Source organism: Micrococcus sp. TCR-5 (assembly GCF_052220525.1).
GTDB lineage: Bacteria > Actinomycetota > Actinomycetes > Actinomycetales > Micrococcaceae > Micrococcus > Micrococcus luteus.
Map to the genome: position 1 here is coordinate 98,476 of NZ_JBQPDO010000006.1, position 19,417 is coordinate 117,892.

Annotated in this window: 17 protein-coding genes; 11 read left to right on the forward strand and 6 right to left on the reverse strand. The window is 73.1% G+C overall.

Translation table 11 applies throughout. The features are described 5' to 3' along the window. The first annotated feature begins 62 nt into the window (after window positions 1-62). Window positions 63-1,277 carry a hypothetical protein gene (locus tag ACTSKS_RS05345; RefSeq protein WP_036341081.1) on the forward strand — a complete coding sequence of 405 codons (1,215 nt, stop codon included), beginning with the start codon at window positions 63-65 and terminating at the stop codon, window positions 1,275-1,277. Window positions 1,278-1,342: 65 nt separating this feature from the next. Here the strand turns inward: ACTSKS_RS05345 and aceB are convergent, their stop codons facing one another. Together aceB and aceA are read right to left on the reverse strand one after the other, a co-directional pair. Beyond that, entirely contained in the window at window positions 1,343-3,106 is a 1,764-nt protein-coding gene (gene aceB / locus ACTSKS_RS05350; RefSeq protein WP_080695016.1) for a malate synthase A, read from the reverse strand. 33 nt (window positions 3,107-3,139) lie between these two features. Next, window positions 3,140-4,447, reverse strand: a complete 1,308-nt coding sequence (aceA, locus tag ACTSKS_RS05355; protein WP_012750705.1) for an isocitrate lyase — start codon at window positions 4,445-4,447, stop codon at window positions 3,140-3,142. 268 nt (window positions 4,448-4,715) lie between these two features. On the opposite strand from aceA, the gene ACTSKS_RS05360 reads away from it, so the two are divergent. Further along, the gene (locus tag ACTSKS_RS05360) at window positions 4,716-6,182 is read left to right on the forward strand and encodes a helix-turn-helix domain-containing protein (RefSeq protein WP_051995313.1); all 1,467 of its coding nucleotides are present in this window, start codon (window positions 4,716-4,718) and stop codon (window positions 6,180-6,182) included. Window positions 6,183-6,241: 59 nt separating this feature from the next. Here ACTSKS_RS05360 and fbaA read toward each other — a convergent pair whose 3' ends face one another. Continuing rightward, entirely contained in the window at window positions 6,242-7,264 is a 1,023-nt protein-coding gene (gene fbaA / locus ACTSKS_RS05365; protein WP_036317314.1) for a class II fructose-bisphosphate aldolase, read from the reverse strand. A gap of 196 nt (window positions 7,265-7,460) precedes the next feature. Here fbaA and ACTSKS_RS05370 point away from each other — a divergent pair, with 196 nt between their 5' ends. Further along, window positions 7,461-8,816, forward strand: a complete 1,356-nt coding sequence (locus ACTSKS_RS05370) for a lipase family protein (protein ID WP_078025970.1) — start codon at window positions 7,461-7,463, stop codon at window positions 8,814-8,816. 51 nt (window positions 8,817-8,867) lie between these two features. Continuing rightward, window positions 8,868-9,764 (forward strand): SMP-30/gluconolactonase/LRE family protein, encoded by an 897-nt coding sequence (locus ACTSKS_RS05375; protein ID WP_127445862.1) that lies wholly within the window; start codon window positions 8,868-8,870, stop codon window positions 9,762-9,764. Between the two features lie 124 nt (window positions 9,765-9,888). Here ACTSKS_RS05375 and ACTSKS_RS05380 read toward each other — a convergent pair whose 3' ends face one another. Continuing rightward, complete coding sequence (locus ACTSKS_RS05380; RefSeq protein WP_317676951.1) at window positions 9,889-10,497, reverse strand: TrmH family RNA methyltransferase; 609 nt, start codon at window positions 10,495-10,497, stop codon at window positions 9,889-9,891. Between the two features lie 29 nt (window positions 10,498-10,526). Then, window positions 10,527-10,895: a hypothetical protein gene (locus ACTSKS_RS05385; protein WP_141843960.1), complete on the reverse strand. Its 369-nt coding sequence runs from the start codon at window positions 10,893-10,895 to the stop codon at window positions 10,527-10,529. 69 nt (window positions 10,896-10,964) lie between these two features. On the opposite strand from ACTSKS_RS05385, the gene ACTSKS_RS05390 reads away from it, so the two are divergent. Continuing rightward, entirely contained in the window at window positions 10,965-12,050 is a 1,086-nt protein-coding gene (locus tag ACTSKS_RS05390) for a magnesium and cobalt transport protein CorA (RefSeq protein ID WP_282963572.1), read from the forward strand. Between the two features lie 26 nt (window positions 12,051-12,076). Here the strand turns inward: ACTSKS_RS05390 and pyrE are convergent, their stop codons facing one another. Beyond that, a complete protein-coding gene (gene pyrE, locus ACTSKS_RS05395) occupies window positions 12,077-12,673 on the reverse strand; it encodes an orotate phosphoribosyltransferase (protein WP_041103612.1) in 597 nt (198 codons plus the stop codon). Between the two features lie 58 nt (window positions 12,674-12,731). Here pyrE and ACTSKS_RS05400 point away from each other — a divergent pair, with 58 nt between their 5' ends. The 6 genes from ACTSKS_RS05400 (at window position 12,732) to ACTSKS_RS05425 (ending at window position 19,343) form a co-directional block, all read left to right on the forward strand. Continuing rightward, entirely contained in the window at window positions 12,732-13,175 is a 444-nt protein-coding gene (locus ACTSKS_RS05400; RefSeq protein WP_206451319.1) for a MarR family winged helix-turn-helix transcriptional regulator, read from the forward strand. Between the two features lie 58 nt (window positions 13,176-13,233). Then, complete coding sequence (gene nadE / locus ACTSKS_RS05405; protein WP_282963257.1) at window positions 13,234-14,142, forward strand: ammonia-dependent NAD(+) synthetase; 909 nt, start codon at window positions 13,234-13,236, stop codon at window positions 14,140-14,142. A gap of 44 nt (window positions 14,143-14,186) precedes the next feature. Continuing rightward, window positions 14,187-15,014: an exodeoxyribonuclease III gene (locus ACTSKS_RS05410; RefSeq protein WP_041103610.1), complete on the forward strand. Its 828-nt coding sequence runs from the start codon at window positions 14,187-14,189 to the stop codon at window positions 15,012-15,014. A gap of 18 nt (window positions 15,015-15,032) precedes the next feature. After that, window positions 15,033-15,935, forward strand: coding sequence for a hypothetical protein (locus ACTSKS_RS05415; protein WP_144826573.1), 903 nt, complete (start codon window positions 15,033-15,035; stop codon window positions 15,933-15,935). Between the two features lie 114 nt (window positions 15,936-16,049). Continuing rightward, a complete protein-coding gene (locus tag ACTSKS_RS05420; protein WP_439883819.1) occupies window positions 16,050-17,873 on the forward strand; it encodes a glycoside hydrolase family 13 protein in 1,824 nt (607 codons plus the stop codon). Between the two features lie 12 nt (window positions 17,874-17,885). Next, entirely contained in the window at window positions 17,886-19,343 is a 1,458-nt protein-coding gene (locus ACTSKS_RS05425; RefSeq protein ID WP_123244197.1) for an amino acid permease, read from the forward strand. Window positions 19,344-19,417 lie beyond the last annotated feature (74 nt).

A 19,417-nucleotide genomic window follows, 5' to 3' on the forward strand; every position in this document is an offset into this window, starting at 1 on the left:
AGCGTCCGTCCGCAGCCCCACGCTCCCGGGGCCGGGCCGCCGATGCCGTCGAAGGAGCCTCCATGACCCACCCCGCGCCCGCCCGCCGCCGTGCCCCGCTGGCCGTCGGCGTCGCCGCCCTCGCCCTCGCCCTGGCCGGCTGCGGCTCGGCCGGCCAGTCCGGTGAGCCCGCCTCGTCGACCGCCGCGGCACCCAGCGGATCGGCGGCCTCGGCCGCAGCCGGCTCGGCCACGGAGAGCCCCACCGACCCCGCGTCCGCCGCGGCGTCCCGCGTCCGTGAGGCCCTCGCGTCGGAGTCCGCCGAGGGCACCCCGCGCGCCGAGCCGCGTCAGGCGTTCGAGACCGTCGGCCCGGGCATCAAGGACGGCGCCGCCACCGAGGCCTGGAAGAACACGGCGGCGGTCCGCAACGACACCGTCTCCGTGATGGACTGCACGCGCGACGTCCTGGACCAGCGCACCCTGGACGCCGTCGCCACGCACATCCCGGACAGCTCGAACATCGAGATCGTGCAGCTGTTCGCCTCGCAGGACGAGACCCACGAGTTCCTCACCTGCGTCTACAACGGCTACTTCGAGTACAGCCCCGGCATGCCCCTGGCGCAGGTCCACTACCAGCACAACCTCGACGGCTCCCGCCTGGAGTGGTGCCAGGAGGAGCCCGCCGCCGTGGCGGACGAGTACACGTTCGACCCGAAGACCGGCAAGGGGCTGCTCGCCCTGCTGCGCCCCGGCATGGTCGGCGGCCAGGACGGCGCCCCCCTGCTGCCCCAGCGCACCGCGTGGGCCTGCTCCGAGGACGGCAGCGAGATGGTCTCCGTGACCATGGGCTCGATGGAGGGCTTCGGTGACGCCAACGGCGGCCTCACCCAGGTGAAGAACTCGCCGGTCGCGCAGAGCACCACCCTCGTCACCGAGACCCGCGACCACCTCGCGGACACCGTGCTGAAGGACGCCGGGGACTTCCAGGAGGTCATCAAGCTCAGCTCGCCGTTCTTCCTGAACGCGCAGATGGACGAGGAGACCCTGGCCCAGGCCCGGGAGATCCCCACCGGCCGCGTGCCCGACGAGCTGCTGAACAACCAGTCCACGATCGACCGCCCCGAGGGCGCCCCCGGCCCCGTGGCCCCCGGCCAGCCGCCGCGGCCGTTCCAGGGCGCCGCGCGGGAGGCCGCCGAATCCCAGCGGGCCGCGGAGGCGTCCGCCTCGGCGTCGGCCAGCCCGTCACCGACGAAGTCGGCCTCGGCCTCGCCGTCCCCCTCCACGTCCGGGGACTGACACCCGGCACGACGACGGCCGGTCACCTCGTGAGGTGACCGGCCGTCGTCGTGAGGCCCGGCGGATCAGGCCTTCGCCGCGGCGTCGTCCTGACTGGCGAAGTGCCGGCGGTACGCGCCCAGGGTGAGGAACGCCGGGTACTCCGGCGGCAGGGCCGACTCGCAGAACACGCGCACCGCGTCCTCGAACCGGTGGCCCTCGGGCAGCGGGCCGGCGAGGATCCGAGCGTGCTCCTCGCGGATCAGCTGCTCCATCCAGCCGCGGTTGGCGGTCCGCACGCCGCCCTCGGTCAGCTGCACACCGGTGCCGTTGTGGGCCCACTGCCAGATCTGGGACCGGGAGATCTCCGCCGTGGCGGCGTCCTCCATGAGTCCGTGGATCGCGGCGGCGCCGTTCCCCCGCAGCCAGGACTCGATGTAGCGGATCCCGACCTCGATGTTCATCCGCACGCCGGCCTCGGTCACCGAGCCCGTGGTCGCGGCGACGTCGAGCAGGGCGGCCTCGTCCGGCTCCACGTCCTCGCGACGGCGGGTGCGGATCTGGTTCGGGGCCTCGCCGAGCACGGCGTCGAACTCCTCCCGGGCGACCGGCACGAGGTCCGGGTGCGCCACCCACGAGCCGTCGAAGCCGTCGCCGGCCTCGCGGGCCTTGTCCGCGCGCACCTTCTCCAGCGCGGCGGCGTTGGCCTCCTCGTTCCGGCGGTCCGGGATCACGGCGGACATGCCGCCGATCGCCGAGGCGCCGCGCCGGTGGCAGGCCCGGACCAGCTGCTCCGTGTAGGCCCGCATCATCGGCTGGGTCATGGTCACCTCCGAGCGGTCCGGGAGGACGAACTCGGCCCCGCGGTCCCGGAAGTTCTTGATGATGGAGAAGATGTAGTCCCAGCGGCCGGCGTTGAGGCCCGCGGCGTGGTTGCGCAGCTGGTACAGGATCTCCTCCATCTGGAACGCCGCGGTGATCGTCTCGATCAGCACGGTGGCCCGGATGGTGCCCTGGGGGATGCCCAGCTCGTCCTGCGCCGCCACGAACACGCAGTTCCACAGCCGCGCCTCGAGATGGGACTCGAGCTTGGGCAGGTAGAAGTACGGGCCGTGGCCGCGGCGGATCAGCTCGTCGGCGTTGTGGAAGAAGTACAGGCCGAAGTCCACGAGGGCGCCGGCCATCGGCTCGCCGTCCACACGGATGTGGTCCTCGATGAGGTGCCAGCCGCGCGGGCGGACGATGATGGTCGGCCGGTCCGTGAGCTCGCGCTCGCGCAGCCGGTACTCCTTGCCCTCGGGGGAGGTGAAGTCGATCTGGTCGCGGATCGCGTCGAACAGGTTGACCTGCCCGTCCAGCATCCGGTCCCAGGACGGCGTCGAGGAGTCCTCGAAGTCGGCGAGCCAGCCCGAGGCGCCCGAGTTGAGGGCGTTGATCGTCATCTTCCGATCCACGGGGCCGGTGATCTCCACGCGGCGGTCCTGCAGGCCGGGGGCCAGCGGCGCCACACGCCAGGAGTCGTCCTCGCGGACCCGGCGGGTGGACCGCAGGTAGTGCGGGTTCCATCCGTCGGTGATGCGGCGCTGGGTGTACTCCCGCTCCTCGAGCAGCCGCCGGCGGCGGTCCTCGGCCAGCCGGTGCAGGCGGCCGAGGAACGCCAGCGCCTCGTCCGTGAGGATCTCGGCCTGCCGCCCGTCGACCGGCCCGTGGACGGTCACCACGGGGGCGGCGCCCTCGGGGATGACGACGGGGATGGCCTGGGTGCTCACGTCATGCGGCAGGGGCGTGTGCTCCCGAGCGTCGTCGGCATGGATCTCGTGCAGGGTGGGGGTCGTGGTCTGCGGGCTCATGGGACTGCCTCCTCGCGGTCTCGGCTGAGCGGATCAGTGGAACTGGCCGGACTCCGTGGAGCCCGCCAGGGCCACCGTGGAGCTGTCCGGGTTGATGGCGGTGGACACGGCGTCGAAGTAGCCGGTGCCGACCTCGCGCTGGTGCTTGGTCGCGGTGTAGCCGCGGGCCTCGTCGGCGAACTCGCGCTCCTGCAGCTCGACGTACGCGGACATCTGGCGCTCGTTGTATCCCTTGGCCAGGTCGAACATCGAGTGGTTCAGGGCGTGGAAGCCGGCCAGCGTGATGAACTGGAAGGTGTAGCCCATGGCGCCCAGCTCGCGCTGGAACTTGGCGATGGTGTCGTCGTCGAGGTTCTTCTTCCAGTTGAAGGACGGCGAGCAGTTGTAGGCCAGCATCTGGTCCGGGAACTCGGCCTTGACGGCCTCGGCGAACTTCCGGGCCAGCTCGAGGTCCGGCGTGCCGGTCTCCATCCAGATCAGGTCCGCGTGCGGGGCGTAGGCCTTGGCGCGGGCGATGCAGGGCTCGACGCCGTTGCGGACCTTGTAGAAGCCCTCCGCGGTGCGCTCACCGGTGATGAACTCGGCGTCGCGCTCGTCCACGTCCGAGGTGATCAGGGTGGCCGCCTCGGCGTCGGTGCGGGCGATGATCACGCTGGGCACGTCGGCGACGTCGGCGGCCAGGCGGGCGGCGTTGAGCGTGCGGATGTGCTGGCCGGTGGGGATGAGCACCTTGCCGCCGAGGTGCCCGCACTTCTTCTCGGAGGCCAGCTGGTCCTCCCAGTGCACGCCGGAGGCGCCGGCGGTGATCATCGACTTCATGAGCTCGTAGGCGTTGAGCGGGCCGCCGAAGCCGGCCTCGGCGTCGGCCACGATCGGCACGAGCCAGTCCTCGACGCTGCTGACGCCCTCGGCGTGCTCGATCTGGTCCGCGCGCAGCAGGGCGTTGTTGATGCGGCGCACCACCTGCGGCACGGAGTTGGCCGGGTACAGGGACTGGTCCGGGTACGTGTGGCCGGAGAGGTTGGCATCCGCGGCGACCTGCCAGCCGGAGAGGTAGATGGCGCGCAGCCCGGCCTTGACCTGCTGGACGGCCTGGTTGCCGGTGAGGGCGCCGAGGGCGTTGGTGAACTCACCGCGGGCGTTCTCGTCCTTCAGCTGGGTCCACAGCTTCTCGGCGCCGCGGCGGGCCAGCGTGTGCTCCTCCTGGATGCGGCCGCGGAGACGGACGACGTCCTCGGCGGTGAAGCTGCGCTCGACGCCGGCCCAGCGGGGGTTGTTGTCCCAGTCGTGCTGGAGCTGTTCGGCGGAGGCGGGAGTGGAGTGGTGGGGCTGGGTGGTCATGACGTCCTCCTGAGGATCGGTCCGGTTCGTGAAGGGTTCGGTGCGACGTGTCCGTCGCTGCCGTTGACATCCACCTTGGCCCCGGGCAAGGCCCTCTGGAGCACAAAATCGGTGGAAACTCCGGCCGTTCCTGCCACTGGGTCAGAACGTGACAGTCCTTGCGCCCCGGTGTGGTCTGGATCACGGCAACGGCCCCCCGCTTGTCAAGAATGTGACTTTCTTTCCGAAACACGTGATCTCCTCCCCGGTTCCGTCTACAGTTCCGCGCATGATGACCCGCCCGCTTCCCGAGGACAGCGCGACCGTGGACGCTGTCGCGCTGGGCCGCCGCGTCCGGCACCTGCGCAAGCAGGCCGGCCTCACCCTGGACCAGCTCGCGGAGCACACGGGAGTGAGCGGCTCGCACCTGTCCCTCGTGGAGAACGCCCGCCGCGAGCCGCGGCTCTCGCTGGTCCAGCGGATCGCCGAGGTCCTGGGCGTGCCGGTCGAGGACCTGCTCACCGGCCGGGCCCCCACCCGGCGGGCCGAACTGGAGATCGAGGTCGAACGGTTCGCGCGCTCGGAGCACTACGCCTCCCTCGGCCTGCCCCCGCTGCGCATCGGGCCCCGCACCCCCACCGAGGTCCTCGAGGTGATCGCGGGGCTGGAGGCCGAGCTGCGCCGTCGCCTGGAGGAGCAGGCCGCCACCCCCGAGGAGGCGCGCCGCGCCAACGCCCAGCTGCGCGCCCGGATGCGCGCGGTGGACAACCACTACCCCGACCTCGAGGCCGAGGCGCATCGGCTGCTCGACGCGATCGGCCACACGGGCGGGCCGCTGGGCCTGCACGCGGTCTCGGAGCTGGCCGAGCACCTCGGCTTCACCCTGCGCTTCGTCCCGGACCTGCCGCACTCCACGCGCTCCGTCACAGACCTCAAGCACGGGCGCATCCACATCAGCGGCTCCCGCTCCTCGGACCACGACCGCCGCACCGTGGTGCTCCAGGCCCTCGCCGCCGCCGTCCTGGGCCACGGCGAGCCGCGGGACTACGAGGACTTCCTCGCCCAGCGTGTGGCGGTGAACTACCTGGCGGGCGCGCTGCTCATGCCGCAGCGGGCGGCGTCGTCGCTGCTGCGGGCCGCCCAGAAGCGCCGGGACCTGTCCGTGGACGACCTGAAGGACGCGTTCGGCGTCTCCTACGAGGCCGCGGCGCACCGGTTCACCAACCTGGCCACCGTGGACCTGGGCATCCGCTGCCACTTCCAGAAGGTCCACGAGACCGGGGTGATCCACAAGGCCTACGAGAACGACGGGATCGTGTTCCCCGCCGACCACACCGGTGCGATCGAGGGCCAGCAGGCGTGCCGGAAGTGGGGCGCGCGGCAGGCCTTCTCCCGCAACGACCGGTTCCGCGCCCACACGCAGTACACGGACTCGCCCAACGGGACGTTCTGGTGCACCTCGATGATCGAGAACGGCCCCGACGGGCTGTTCGCCCTCTCCGTGGGCACCCCGTTCGAGCATGCCCGGCACTTCCGCGGCGCGGACACCCGCCACCGGGTCACCTCCACGTGCCCCGATCCGCGCTGCTGCCGCCGCCCCGACCCCGAGCTCGAGGCCGCGTGGGGCGGGCACGTGTGGCCCGCGGCGCGCATGCACGCGCATCTGCTGGCGGCCATGCCCACGCAGACCTTCCCCGGTGTGGACGAGCGTGAGGTCTTCGAGTTCCTCCAGGCCCAGGAGGAGCGGGAGGGCTGAGGACGACGCCGGCCCGCACCCTCACGCGAGGGTGCGGGCCGGCGCGGCGGACGGCGGGGTCAGCCGATGCTCTTGCCGGCCGAGTTCAGCTCGGTGCAGGCCTGGACCACGCGGGCGGCCATGGCCTCCTCGGCCTTGGCGCCCCACACGCGGGGGTCGTACTGCTTCTTGTCGCCGACCTCGCCGTCGACCTTCAGGACGCCGTCGTAGTTCTCGAACATGTGCCCGGCCACCGGGCGGGTGAACGCGTACTGGGTGTCCGTGTCCACGTTCATCTTCACGACGCCGTACTCCACCGAGTCGGCGATCTCCTGGGCGGCGGAGCCGGAGCCGCCGTGGAACACGAGGTCGAACGGGCGCTCCTTGCCGAACTTCTCGCCCACGGCCTGCTGGATCTCCTGCAGGATCTCCGGGCGCAGCTTCACGTTGCCCGGCTTGTAGACGCCGTGCACGTTGCCGAAGGTCAGCGCGGTGAGGTAGCGACCGTTCTCGCCGAGGCCGAGTGCCTCCACCGTGGCGATGCCGTCCGCCACGGTGGTGTAGAGCTTCTCGTTGATCTCGTGGGCCACGCCGTCCTCCTCGCCGCCCACGACGCCGATCTCCACCTCAAGGATCTGCTTGTTGGCGTGGGTGCGGGCGAGCAGCTCGCGGCCGATCCGCAGGTTCTCCTCGAGGGTCTCGGCGGAGCCGTCCCACATGTGGGAGTTGAAGATCGGGTCGCGCCCGGCCTTCACCTCGGCCTCGGAGGCGTCCAGCAGGGGCAGGACGAAGTCCTCGAGCTTGTCCTGGGGGCAGTGGTCCGTGTGCAGGGCGATGTTCACGGAGTGCTTCTTGGCGACCTCGCGCGCGAACGCGGCGAACGCCAGCGAGCCGGCGACCATGTCCTTCACGGAGGAGCCGGAGAAGTAGGCGGCACCGCCGGTGGAGACCTGGATGATGCCGTCCGAGCCGGCCTCGGCGAAGCCGCGGATGGCGGCGTTCAGGGTCTGGGAGCTGGTGACGTTGATCGCCGGGTAGGCGAAGGCGCCGTTCTTGGCGGCGTCGATCATCTCGGCGTACTTCTCCGGGGATGCGATGGGCATGCTGCAGCTCCTAGGCGTCGTCGACTCAGGCAGGCGGGGGAGCGCGGCGGGCGCGACACCCTCGGGCTCATCCTATCCGCGCGGCCGGACCCGCCCCAGGGCCCCGGGCCCGACGGCGACGCCAACCTGGGCACGGCCCCGTCGCTGGCCTAGGGTGAGATGCGTCACATCTGCATCCCAGAGACCGGAGACCACCATGGCCCCCGTACGCCGCCCCTCCCGCCCCCTCGCCCTGGCCGCCGCCGTGGCCGTCGTCGCCGGGTTCGGCGCGCCGCACGCGGCCCTGGCCCAGGAGTCCGCCCCGGCCCCCGACGCGCCGGAGGTGAGCTCCGCCGTCGAGGACCTCTCGCAGCCGGCCACGACGGCCGAGGACGCCCGCTGGAACGCGGCCCGGGACGCCCTGGCGGCCGCCTCGGCCGACGACCCCTTCTACCTGCCGCCCACCACCCTGCCCTCGACCCCCGGCGCCCTGATCCGCACCGAGCCCACCGCCTTCTACCTGGACCCGGTGCGACTGGTGCAGGTGCCGGCGCACGCCACGCGCATCATGTACGCCTCGCAGGACGCCCAGGGCCGACCCATCGCCGTGACCGGCACCGTGCTGACCCCCACCGCCCCGTGGACGGGCGCCGGCGAGCGCCCCGTGATCGGCTACGCGGTGGGCACCCAGGGCGCGGCGGACCGCTGCGCCCCCTCCCGCACCCTCTCCACCGGCGTGCAGTACGAGGGCGTCGGGATCACGTCCCTGCTGAGCCGCGGCCACGCCGTGGTGGTCACCGACTACGAGGGCCTGGGCACCCCGGGCACGCACACCTACATGGTCCGGGAGGCCCAGGCGCACGCCGTCCTCGACGCGGTGCGCGCGGCCGCCCAGGTGGCGGGGTCGGGCGTCACCGCGACCGCGCCGGTCGCGCTCGCGGGCTACTCGCAGGGCGGCGGGGCGGCCGCGGCCGCGGCCGAGCTCGCGCCCGACTACGCCCCGGAGCTGGACCTCAAGGGCGCCTACGCGGGCGCCCCGCCGGCCGACCTCGTGCAGGTCGCGGGCCGGATCGACGGCGGTCTCTACGCGGCCTTCCTGCTCTACGCGATGGCCGGGCAGCTCGCCGCGTACGACGTGGACCCGGCCACGCACCTCAACGAGACCGGCCTGACGGCCCTCGACGGCGCGGCCGAGACCTGCCTGGCAGGCAGCCTCGCCTACGCGCACCTCGACTCCGCCACGCTGACCCACACGGGGCAGGACTTCCCTGAGCTCGTCCGCTCCGACGCCGAGCTGGCCGGGATCCTCGCCGAGCAGCGGATCGGCGCGCAGGGCCGCCGTCCCGATGTGCCGGTGATGATCGCGCACTCCGTCACGGACGACGTCATCCCGTACCGCGCCGGCCGCGACCTGGGCCGCCGCTGGTGCGCGGAGGGCGCGCGGGTGCGCTTCGACCCGCTCCTCACCCCGACCCACGTGGGCGGCCACGTGGCCTCCCTGCCGCGGATGGGGGCGTTCCTGGACGCGACCCTCGCCGACCGCTGGACCGCCGACTCGTGCGGGTGGTTCTGAGCCTCGGCTAGCGTCGGGGCCAGGACCGTCCCGCCCACCGAAGGAGCAGTCATGCGCGCCGAGCAGGTCACCGATCCCATCGCCTACCACGGCGAGGGCCCCGTCTGGGCCGCCTCCTGGGGCGCCGCCGCCGAGGGCGTGACCGCCGGCGGCGGCCTGCGCTGGGTGGACATGCTCGCCGGGGACGTCCTGTCCCTGCGCGCCGACGGGACGGTGGACCGCACGCACGTCGGCGACGTGGCCGCCGCGCTGCGCCCGCGTGCCGGGGGCGGCGCCGTCGTCGCGGTGGAGCGGGGCTTCGCCCTGATCTCGCCCGAGGGCGAGCTGACGACGCTGCCCGAGCTGTGGGGCGCGGACGCCGGGATCCGCATGAACGAGGGCGGCTGCGACCCGGACGGCCGGTTCTACTGCGGCACCATGGCGTACGCCAAGACCCCCGGCGCCGCGAACCTCTACCGGCTCGCCCCCGGACCCGACGGCGGCGCCGGCGAGGTGGACGTCGTGCTGACCGGCGCGACGACGTCCAACGGCCTCGAGTGGAGCCCGGACGGCACACGGGCCTACTACAACGACACCCCCACACGGCAGGTGGCCGTGTTCGACTACTCCCGCGAGGAGGGCCTGACGAACCGCCGCGTGCTCGTGGACGTGCTCGACGGGGAGGGCAAGCCGGACGGACTCACCGTGGACGCCGAGGGCGGGATCTGGGTGGCCGTGATCAGCCACGGGCAGATCCACCGGTACACGCCCGAGGGGACGCTCGACGAGGTGGTCGAGGTGCCCGTGCAGAAGACCACGGCCTGCACCTTCGGCGGCGACGACCTCGGCACCCTCTACATCACCACCTCCTGGGAGAACATGGAGCGCGGCGAGGACCCGTTGGCCGGGGCCCTGTTCGCCGTCCGCCCGGGGGTGACGGGCCTGCCGGTCCGGCCCTTCGCGGGCTGAGGCCGTCACGCCGCACGTCGTCGGCGCGGTCCTGCGCGGTCCTGCGCCGTTCTGCGCGGCGAGCCAGACGAATCTGCGGTCCAGAGGCTCCTTTCAGCGCGGAATCGTCTGGCTCGCGCCGGACTCAGGGGACGGCCGCGTGCTGCCGGATCCACGCGTGCATCGCGATGCCGGCGGCCACGCCCGCGTTGATCGAACGGGTGGAGCCGTACTGCGCGATGGACAACACCGCGCTCGACGCCGCCCGCACCTCCGCCGAGAGCCCCGGCCCCTCCTGCCCGAAGACGAGCACGCAGGCACGCGGGAAGTCGAAGGTCTCCACCGGCACCGACTCGGGGAACAGGTCCACGCCGAGCACGGGCAGCCCCTCCCCCGCCGCCCACTCCGTGAACGCCGCCACCGTCTCGTGGTGGCGCACGTGCAGGTACCGGTCGGTGACCATGGCGCCGCGCCGGTTCCAGCGGCGCCGCCCGATGATGTGCACCCCGGCGGCGTTGAACGCGTTGGCGGTGCGCACGACGGTGCCGATGTTCAGGTCGTGCTGCCAGTTCTCGATGGCCACGTGGAACGGGTGGCGCCGCGCGTCGAGGTCCGCGACGATCGCCTCGAGGCTCCAGTAGCGGTAGCGGTCGAGCACGTTGCGGCGGTCGCCGTGCGCGAGCAGCTCCGGGTCGTAGCGGGGGTCCTCCGGCCACGGGCCGGTCCACGGCCCGACGCCGACCTCGCGGGGCACGGCGCCGTCCTCGGCCGGCGCGGGCTCTCTCAGCGGCCGGCCTCGGACCGGTCGACGGCGGCCCAGGCGGCCCCGGCGGACACCGCGGCCACGGAGAGCACGGCCGGCCACGCGCCGATCTTCTTGGCCAGCGGGTGGGAGGCGCCGAAGCCGCCGAGGTACAGGGCGGCCAGGCCCCCGGTGACGGCCGGCCCCCGCGTGGCCAACCACGTCCGGCCGGCGTACAGGCCGGCGGCGGCCAGCACGACGCCGCCGAGCGGGCGGATGCCGGTCTCACGGGCCGTCAGGTAGCCGCCGATCAGACCGAACGCGGCGACCGGGGCCGTGGAGACGGCGTGGGCGGGGAGCAGGGTCTTGCCGTCACGGACGACGGGCGGGGCATGGCGCGGAGTCTTCATGGCGCCACCGTAGCGCGCGCATCCTGGAATCCGCCGGGGGCCACCGTCGGGGAGAATGTCCTGGTGAGCATGATCGACAACGCCGTGTACGTGGACGGGCGGCGCGTCCACGCCCCCTCCACCCTCGAGGACACCTGGGAGGAGTGTGAGCGCACCGGCGGCATGGCCTGGCTGGGCCTGTACCGCCCGGACGTGGCCGAGCTCGAAGCGGTCGCGGAGGAGCTGCGCCTGCACCCGCTCGCCGTCGAGGACGCCCTCGCCGGAGGCGAGCGCGCCAAGCTGGACCGCTACGGCGAGGACTCGTTCATGGTCCTGCACCCGGCCCGCTACATCGACCGCACCGAGACCGTGGAGTTCGGCGAGCTGAGCGTCTTCACCGGTGAGCACTACGTGGTGACGGTGCGTCACGCGGAGGAGCCGGACCTGGCCGCCGTGCGTCGGTCCCTGGAGACGGAGGGCCGCGAGCGCCTCGCGATGGGGCCGTGGCAGGTCACCCTGGAGATCCTGGACCGGGTCGTGGACGACTACTTCCCGGTGGCCGACGGCCTCGAACAGGACATCGCGGAGATCGAGGACCAGGTCTTCGCCGGCGACGGGCACGTCTCCCGGCGCATCTACGAGCTCTCCCGCGAGGTGCTGAACTTCCAGCACGCCATCCGCGCGCTGCCGTTCATCGTGGAGCAGCTCCAGGAGGAGGTGCGCACCCGTCTGCACGAGGACACCCGCCGCCTCGACGCCGACGGCCTGCCCCCGCGCGACGACGCCCACGCCTGGGAGGACGAGGAGCTCAGCGAGCAGGCGCGCCTCGAGGTGGAGAACCTGCGCCGCCTGCGCGACGTCCACGACCACGCCGTCCAGATCAACGAGCGCGTGACGACCATGCGCCAGATGCTCAACAGCGCCCTCGAGCTGGACTCGACGCTGGCGTCGAAGCGGCTGGCCGAGCAGTCGATCGCCCAGAACGAGCAGGTCAAGCAGATCTCGTCCTGGGCGGCGATCATCTTCGCGCCGCAGCTGGTGGGCTCGGTGTACGGCATGAACTTCGACGGCATGCCCGAGCTGCACTGGGCGTTCGGCTATCCGTTCGCCCTGGGACTCATGCTGGCGGTGGCCCTCACGCTGTTCGTGCTGTTCAAGCGCGCGGACTGGCTCTAGGCGGGCGGCGCGGGGCCGGCCGAGGCTCAGTCGAGGCCGAGCTCGTCCTTGCCGAACGCGTACAGGTACGGCACCCCCGCCTCCTCGGCCACGCGCTCGGCGGCGCCGGTCGCACGGTCCACGATCACGGCCACGGCCTGGACGTCGCCGCCCGCGTTGCGCACGCCCTCGACGGCGGTGAGCGCGGAGCCGCCCGTCGTCGAGGTGTCCTCCAGCACGACGACGCGGCGACCGTCCACGCCCGGGCCCTCCACCTGCCGGCCCATGCCGTACGACTTCTGCGCCTTGCGCACCACGAAGGCGTCGAGCGCGCGGCCTGCGGCGCCAGCCTGGTGCATCATCGCGGTGGCCACGGGGTCCGCACCCATGGTCAGCCCGCCCACCGCGTCGCACCCGATCCCGTTCTCCTCGAGCAGGCGCAGCATCACGCGGCCGATCAGCGGGGCGGCCTCGTGGTGCAGGGTGACCCGACGCAGGTCCACGTAGTAGTCCGCCTCCTTGCCGGAGGACAGGGTCACCCGGCCGTGCACCACAGCCAGATCCTGGATGAGCTGCTTGAGCCGCTCGCGGTCCTGCTCGGGCGTGGGGACGGTGGGGGTCTGCGCGTCGGTCATGCCGCCCATGCTAGTGCGGGCCCGACCGCCCCTGCCGCTTCCGTCCCGGACTGGCTAGGCTCAGGCCATGAGCGAGATCCAGCACGACGACGCCGTCCAGCATCCCTCCGGCCTGCCCCTGGCGCACTGGCTCACCCTCACCGAGGGCCTGATCGCGGCGCGCGTGGCCGAGAGCCTCGAGGAGCACGGCCTCACCCGCGCCCAGTGGCAGTTTCTGAACACCCTCACGGTGGCCCCGCAGTCCCGCGCCGAGCTCGAGGCCGGCTTCGAGGAGGAGCAGCGCGGCGCGGTGTCCGGTCAGATCGAGGAGCTGGTCGAGTCCCACTGGGTGACGGTCGAGGGCGACCTCTACACCCTCACCGCCACGGGCCGTACTGCGGGCGCCCGCGTGGGCGAGGCGGTCGAGGCCCTGCGTGCCGAAGCGACGGCGGACGTCCCGCGGGACCAGATCGACGACGCCGTCCGCGTCCTGCGCCGCATCGCCCGCAACCTGGGGCACCCGGACGCGTGAGCCGTCGTCGCCGACCGACCCTGTCCCCGTGCGCGGGGCCGGTCCTACGCTGACCGGCATGCGTGAACTCCAGCAGCGGATCATCGCCCAGCAGGGCGTCCTCCCCGAGATCGACCCGGCGGCCGAAGTCGAACGGCGCGTGGCCTTCCTCGCCGACTACCTCGCGGCCACGGGCGCGTCCGGCTTCGTCCTGGGCATCTCCGGCGGCGTGGACTCCACGGTGGGTGGCCGGCTGGCCCAGCTCGCCGTCGAGCGTCGCCGCGCCCAGCTCGGCGTCACGGACGCCGTCGCCCTGGGCGGCCCCGGCACCGCCCCGCCGGGTGAGGCGGGGGCGGGCGCCGACGTCGTGCCCTCCCGCGAGAACCCCCGGTTCACGGCCGTGCGCCTGCCCTACAGGGTGCAGCACGACGAGGCCGACGCGCAGGCGGCCATGGACTTCGTGGGTGCGGATCAGGACGTCACCCTGAACATCGCGGAGGCCGTGCAGGGTCTGGCCGCCGCCTTCGCTGAGGCCGTGGGGGAGCCGATCTCGGACTACAACCAGGGCAACGTGAAGGCCCGCATCCGCATGACGGCCCAGTACGCGGTGGCCGGCGCCCACGGGCAGCTGGTGATCGGCACGGACCACGCGGCCGAGGCCGTCACCGGGTTCTACACGAAGTTCGGCGACGGCGGCGCGGACGTCCTGCCGCTGGCCGGCCTGAACAAGCGGCAGGTGCGGGCGCTGGGCCGCGAACTCGGAGCCCCCGAGCCCCTGTGGAACAAGGTGCCCACCGCGGACCTGCTGGACGGCACGCCGGGCCAGACGGACGAGGCCGAACTCGGGATGACGTACGAGGACATCGACGACTACCTCGAGGGCAAGGACGTCCCGACCGAGGTCGCGGAGAAGCTCGAGGGCATCTGGCTCCGCAGCCGCCACAAGCGCACCACGCCGGTGACGATCCACGACGACTGGTGGCGCTGAGGCGCCGATCCCACGGTGTCCGCGCCCTTCGATAGCCTGGCCGGGTGAAGATCGCCACCTGGAACGTCAACTCCCTCCGTGCCCGCGCCGACCGCGTCGAGGCCTTCCTCGAGCGCCATGACATCGACGTCCTGGCCATCCAGGAGACCAAGTGCCGGGACGAGAACTTCCCGTGGGAGCTCTTCGAGCGCGCCGGCTACGAGGTGGTCCACAACGGCACCTCGCAGTGGAACGGCGTGGCCATCGCCTCCCGCGTCGGCCTGAGCGACGTGCAGCGCGGCTTCCCCGGCCAGCCGCACTTCGGCAAGGGCGGCGTGGACCCGCAGGAGGAGTCCCGCGCCATCGGGGCGACCGTGGGCGCCGAGGCGGCCGACGGCGTCGCCCCGGTCCGCCTGTGGAGCCTCTACGTGCCCAACGGGCGCGGCCTGGAGAACGAGCACATGGGCTACAAGCTCGAGTGGCTGCGCGTGCTCCAGGAGCACGCGGCCGAGCGCCTCGCCGAGGACCCGGACACCCGGCTCGCCCTGGCCGGCGACTGGAACATCGCTCCGCAGGACGAGGACGTGTGGGACATCGAGCTGTTCCAGCGCGAGGGCTACACGCACGTCTCCCCGGCCGAGCGCGCGGCGTTCCACGCGTTCGAGGACGCCGGGCTGGTGGACGTGGTGCGCCCGCGCCACCCCGGCCCCGGCGTGTACACGTACTGGGACTACACGGGCCTGGCCTTCCCCAAGAAGAAGGGCATGCGCATCGACTTCCAGCTGTGCTCCCCCGCCCTCGCACGGACGGTCACGGACGCCTGGATCGACCGCGAGGAGCGCAAGGGCAAGGGCGCCTCGGACCACGCGCCCGTGGTCGTCGAGCTGGGCTGAACCACGGACGAGCCCGCGATGACCCACGACGACGGCGGCCCGCCCCCGGGTGTCGCGCGCGGCACCGCGCACCTGCGCGTCTTCCAGCCGCTGGCCGCGTTCCCGGACGCGGTCCAGGCGCGGCTGATCGCCGGCGGCCACCGCACCCGTGCCGAGGTCGAGGCCGAGGCGGCCGAACGGGCCCGGCGTCGCCTGGCCCGGCCGGTGGCCGACCCGTTCCCGGAGCCCGGCGAGGACGACCTCGTGCGGGTCCTCCAGGACGAGCACCGCTCCGCCTTCTACTGCCCGGACGAGCGCGGCCTGCGCGCCGAAATGGCCGCGGCCGTGCTCGAGGAGACCATGCTGCCGCGGCTGCACGAGGCCGCCATCCCGCCGGCGGCGCGGGCCATGAACCGCGGCCGCGCGCTCGTGGCGCTCGAGGAGGAGTGGGGCCTCTCCCCCGACCCGGACGCGGCGGGCGAGGACCCGCAGGACGAGGACGGTGCGCCGGGCCACCACCGCGTGCAGACGCGCACGGCCACGTGGGGTGTGCCGCACGGCTGGCTCACGGTGTTCGACCCCGAGGAGCCCGTGCAGCGCCTCGTGGACAGCGAGCGCACGGCGTACCGGCGCGCCCCGATCGTGGCCGCCCGGGAGCGGGCCGGGCACGCGGCCGCGGTGCTCGCGCGGCACGCCCCGGATGCGGAGCTGATCGGCGAGCTCACGGTGATGGTGGAGTGGCTCGGCGCGTTCCACCCCGACTCGTGGGTCGAGCTGGACTACGGCGGCCTCACGCGGCACGTGTGGCCGGACGACTCCGTCTTCGACCTGTGGACGCTCATCGACGCCCTCGAGGAGGGCGACGAGGCGACCGCCGGCGTCGCGCAGGAACGGCTGAACCGTCGCTGGGCCGCCGTCGGGATGCTGGCCCGGCTGACCTGAGCCGGCCGCCGGCGCACCGGGGTGGGGCCGACCCGGGTGCTCGAGACGCACACCACTCCGCCGACGCCGCCCACGCGGGGCGCGCGCCCCGGCGTCGGGCCTAGGGTGGATCCCATGACCACGCAGCGCCTGAGCACCCCGCCCTCGGAAGCCCGGAACCGGCCCGTCACCCCGTGGTGGGTGGACGCCGTGATCTACCAGGTGTACCCGCGCTCCTTCGCGGACGCGGACGGGGACGGCATGGGCGACCTGCGCGGCGTGACCTCGCGCCTCGACTACCTGGCCCAGCTCGGCGTGGACGCGATCTGGCTCTCGCCCTTCTACCTCTCCCCGCAGCACGACGCCGGCTACGACGTCGCGGACTACCGCGCCGTGGACCCGCGATTCGGCACGCTCGCGGACGCGGACGAGATGATCGCCGCCGCGCACGAGGCCGGCATCCGCGTGGTCGTGGACCTCGTGCCGAACCACACCTCGTCCGAGCACGCGTGGTTCCAGGCCGCCCTGGCCGCCAGCCCCGGCTCCCCCGAGCGCGCCCGCTACCACTTCGCCGAGGGCCGCGGCGAGCACGGCGAGCTGCCCCCCAACAACTGGGAGTCCACGTTCGGCGGCCGGGCCTGGACCCGCGTGACCGAGGCGGACGGCACCCCGGGCCAGTGGTACCTGCACCTGTTCGACACCACGCAGCCGGACCTGAACTGGGAGAACGAGGAGGTGCGCGAGGAGTTCCGCTCCATCCTGCGGTTCTGGCTGGACCGCGGCGTGGACGGCTTCCGGGTGGACGTGGCCCACGGGCTCATCAAGCAGCCCGGCTACCCGGACGCCGAGCACTCCCGCATGGGCATGGTCACGGACGCGGGCGAGGACGCCGACCCCACGTTCGACCCGGACACCTTCGAGCCGCTCACCCCGTTCATGGACCAGGACCGCGTCCACGAGGTCTACCGGGACTGGCGGCGGGTCCTGGACTCCTACGACCACGAGCCGATGATGGTGGCCGAGGCGTGGGTGGCGCCGCTCTCGCGCATGTTCCGGTACGTCCGCCCCGGCGAGATGCACCAGACCTTCAACTTCACGTACCTGATGGCCGGCTGGGACGCGGAGTCCCTCACCAGCGCGATCGACCGCTCGTTCGAGCACGCCGAGCGCGTGGGCGCCCCCAACACGTGGGTGCTCTCCAACCACGACACGGTGCGCCACGCCTCCCGCTACGGCCTGGCGGACCCGAGCTCCTACCCGGCCGGCATCACCGCCGAGGACGAGCAGCCGGACGAGGAGCTGGGCCGCCGCCGGGCCCGCGCCGCGGCCCTGGTCGAGCTGGCCCTGCCCGGCTCGGCGTACATCTACCAGGGGGACGAGCTCGGCCTGCCCGAGCACACCACCCTGGCCGCCGAGCAGCGCACGGACCCCTACTTCTTCCGCACGGACGGCAAGGAGCCCGGCCGCGACGGCTGCCGCATCCCGATGCCCTGGGCGGCGGACGAGCCCGCGCTCGGCTTCTCCACCCCCGCGGACGACGACGGCGCCGGACCCGCCGGGGACGCCCCGGCGCGGCCGTGGCTCCCCCAGCCGGAGTCCTACCGGGCGCTGGCGGCGGACCGTCAGGTCGGCGTCGAGGGCTCCGTGTTCGAGCTGTACCGCCGCCTGATCCAGATCCGGGGCGAGCTGGACCTGGGCACCGGCACGTTCGCCTGGTCCGAGCACCACGACCCCGCCCGCGGCGTGCTGGCGTTCACCGTCACCTCCGGCGGCGGCCGCCACCTGGGCTCGGGCGAGCCGATCCCGGCGCGCACGCTGCTCGTCCTGGCGAACCTCTCGAACGAGCCCGTGGACCTGCCCGCGGGCCACGCCCGGGCCCTGTTCTCCCTCGACGAGGCCGAGGCCGTGCAGGACGGCCGGCTGGCCCACAACGCCGCCGCCTGGCTGCTCCAGAGCTGAACGGAGACCCCCGTGAACACCTCCCCCTCCGGCTCCCGCGTGGCCGAGCCCGGCCCCGCGGACGCGGAGCGCCCCGGTCAGCTGCACCGCGGCCTCACCCAGCGCCACATCATCTTCATCGCGCTGGGCACCGCGATCGGCACCGGCCTGTTCTACGGCTCGGCCGGCGGCATCCAGGCCGCGGGCCCCGGCGTGATCCTCGCGTTCCTGATCGCCGGCTTCGCCGTCTTCCTCGTGATGCGGGCCCTGGGCGAGATGACCCTGCACGAGCCGGTCTCGGGCTCGTTCGCCGCGTACGCCTCCCGCTATCTCGGCCCGTTCGCGGGCTACGTCACCGGCTGGACCTTCGTGTTCGAGCTGGCCGTGGTGATCGTGGCGGACACCGCCGCCATCACCACCTACATGGCGTTCTGGTTCCCCGAGGTGCCCGCGTGGGCCTGGGTGGCGGCCACCATCCTGGTGGTCGGGCTGATCAACGTCACCGACGTCGGCAACTTCGGCGAGACCGAGTTCTGGCTGACCCTCATCAAGGTCGGCGCCATCGTGGCCATGATCTTCGGCGGCATCATCCTCATGTTCACCGGCGCCTCCTACCAGGAGGGCGCGACGGCGGGCGTGCACAACCTCGTGGAGCACGGCGGCTTCCTGCCCATGGGCATGCTGGGCGTGCTGACCGCCCTGACCGTCGTGACCTTCTCCTTCGGCGGCATCGAGACCCTGGGCATCGCCGCGGGCGAGGCCAAGGACCCGGAGAAGTCCCTGCCCCGGGCCATCAACACGGTGCCCGTGCGCATCCTGCTGTTCTACGTGGGCACCATGGTGGTCATCATGTCCCTCGTGCCGTGGACGGCCGTGGACGGCTCCACCAGCCCGTTCGTGCAGATCTTCGACGCCCTCGGCGTCCCGTTCGCCCCGCACATCCTGAACTTCGTGGTGCTGACCGCGGCGGTCTCCGCAATCAACGCGTGCATCTACTCCAGCGGCCGGCTCCTCTACGCCATGGCCCATGACGGCCAGGCCCCGCGCGCCTTCACCCGCGTGAACCGCGGCGGCGTGCCGTGGCTGACGGTCGCCGTGATGATGGGCGTGCTGGTGGTGGGCGCCGTCCTGATCACCGTGGACCCGAACGCGTTCGGACTCGTGGCCGGCGTCGCCTCGTTCGCCGTGGTGTTCACGTGGACCATGATCCTGCTCTCCCACCGCGCGATGCGCGCCCGCATGGCTGCGGCCGGTCAGCGGCCGTCCTCGTTCCGCATGCCGTTCGGCATCGTCGGCACGGTGTTCGGGCTGGCCTTCGTCGCCGCCGTGGTGATCACCATGGCCACGACCCCGGACTCCCGCCAGCCGCTGCTGATCGGCGTGGCCTGGATGGTCGTGCTCAGCCTGGCCTGGTTCGTCACCGGCGTGCGGCGCACTGCCTCCGCGCACGCCCGGACCGGCTCCCTGCCGGCCGTGGCGGCGCGCGAGTGACTCCCCCCGCCCGGGGATGAGGAGGACCCCGCGGCGCCACGCCTCCCACACGGGATCAGGCGTGGTGCCGCGGG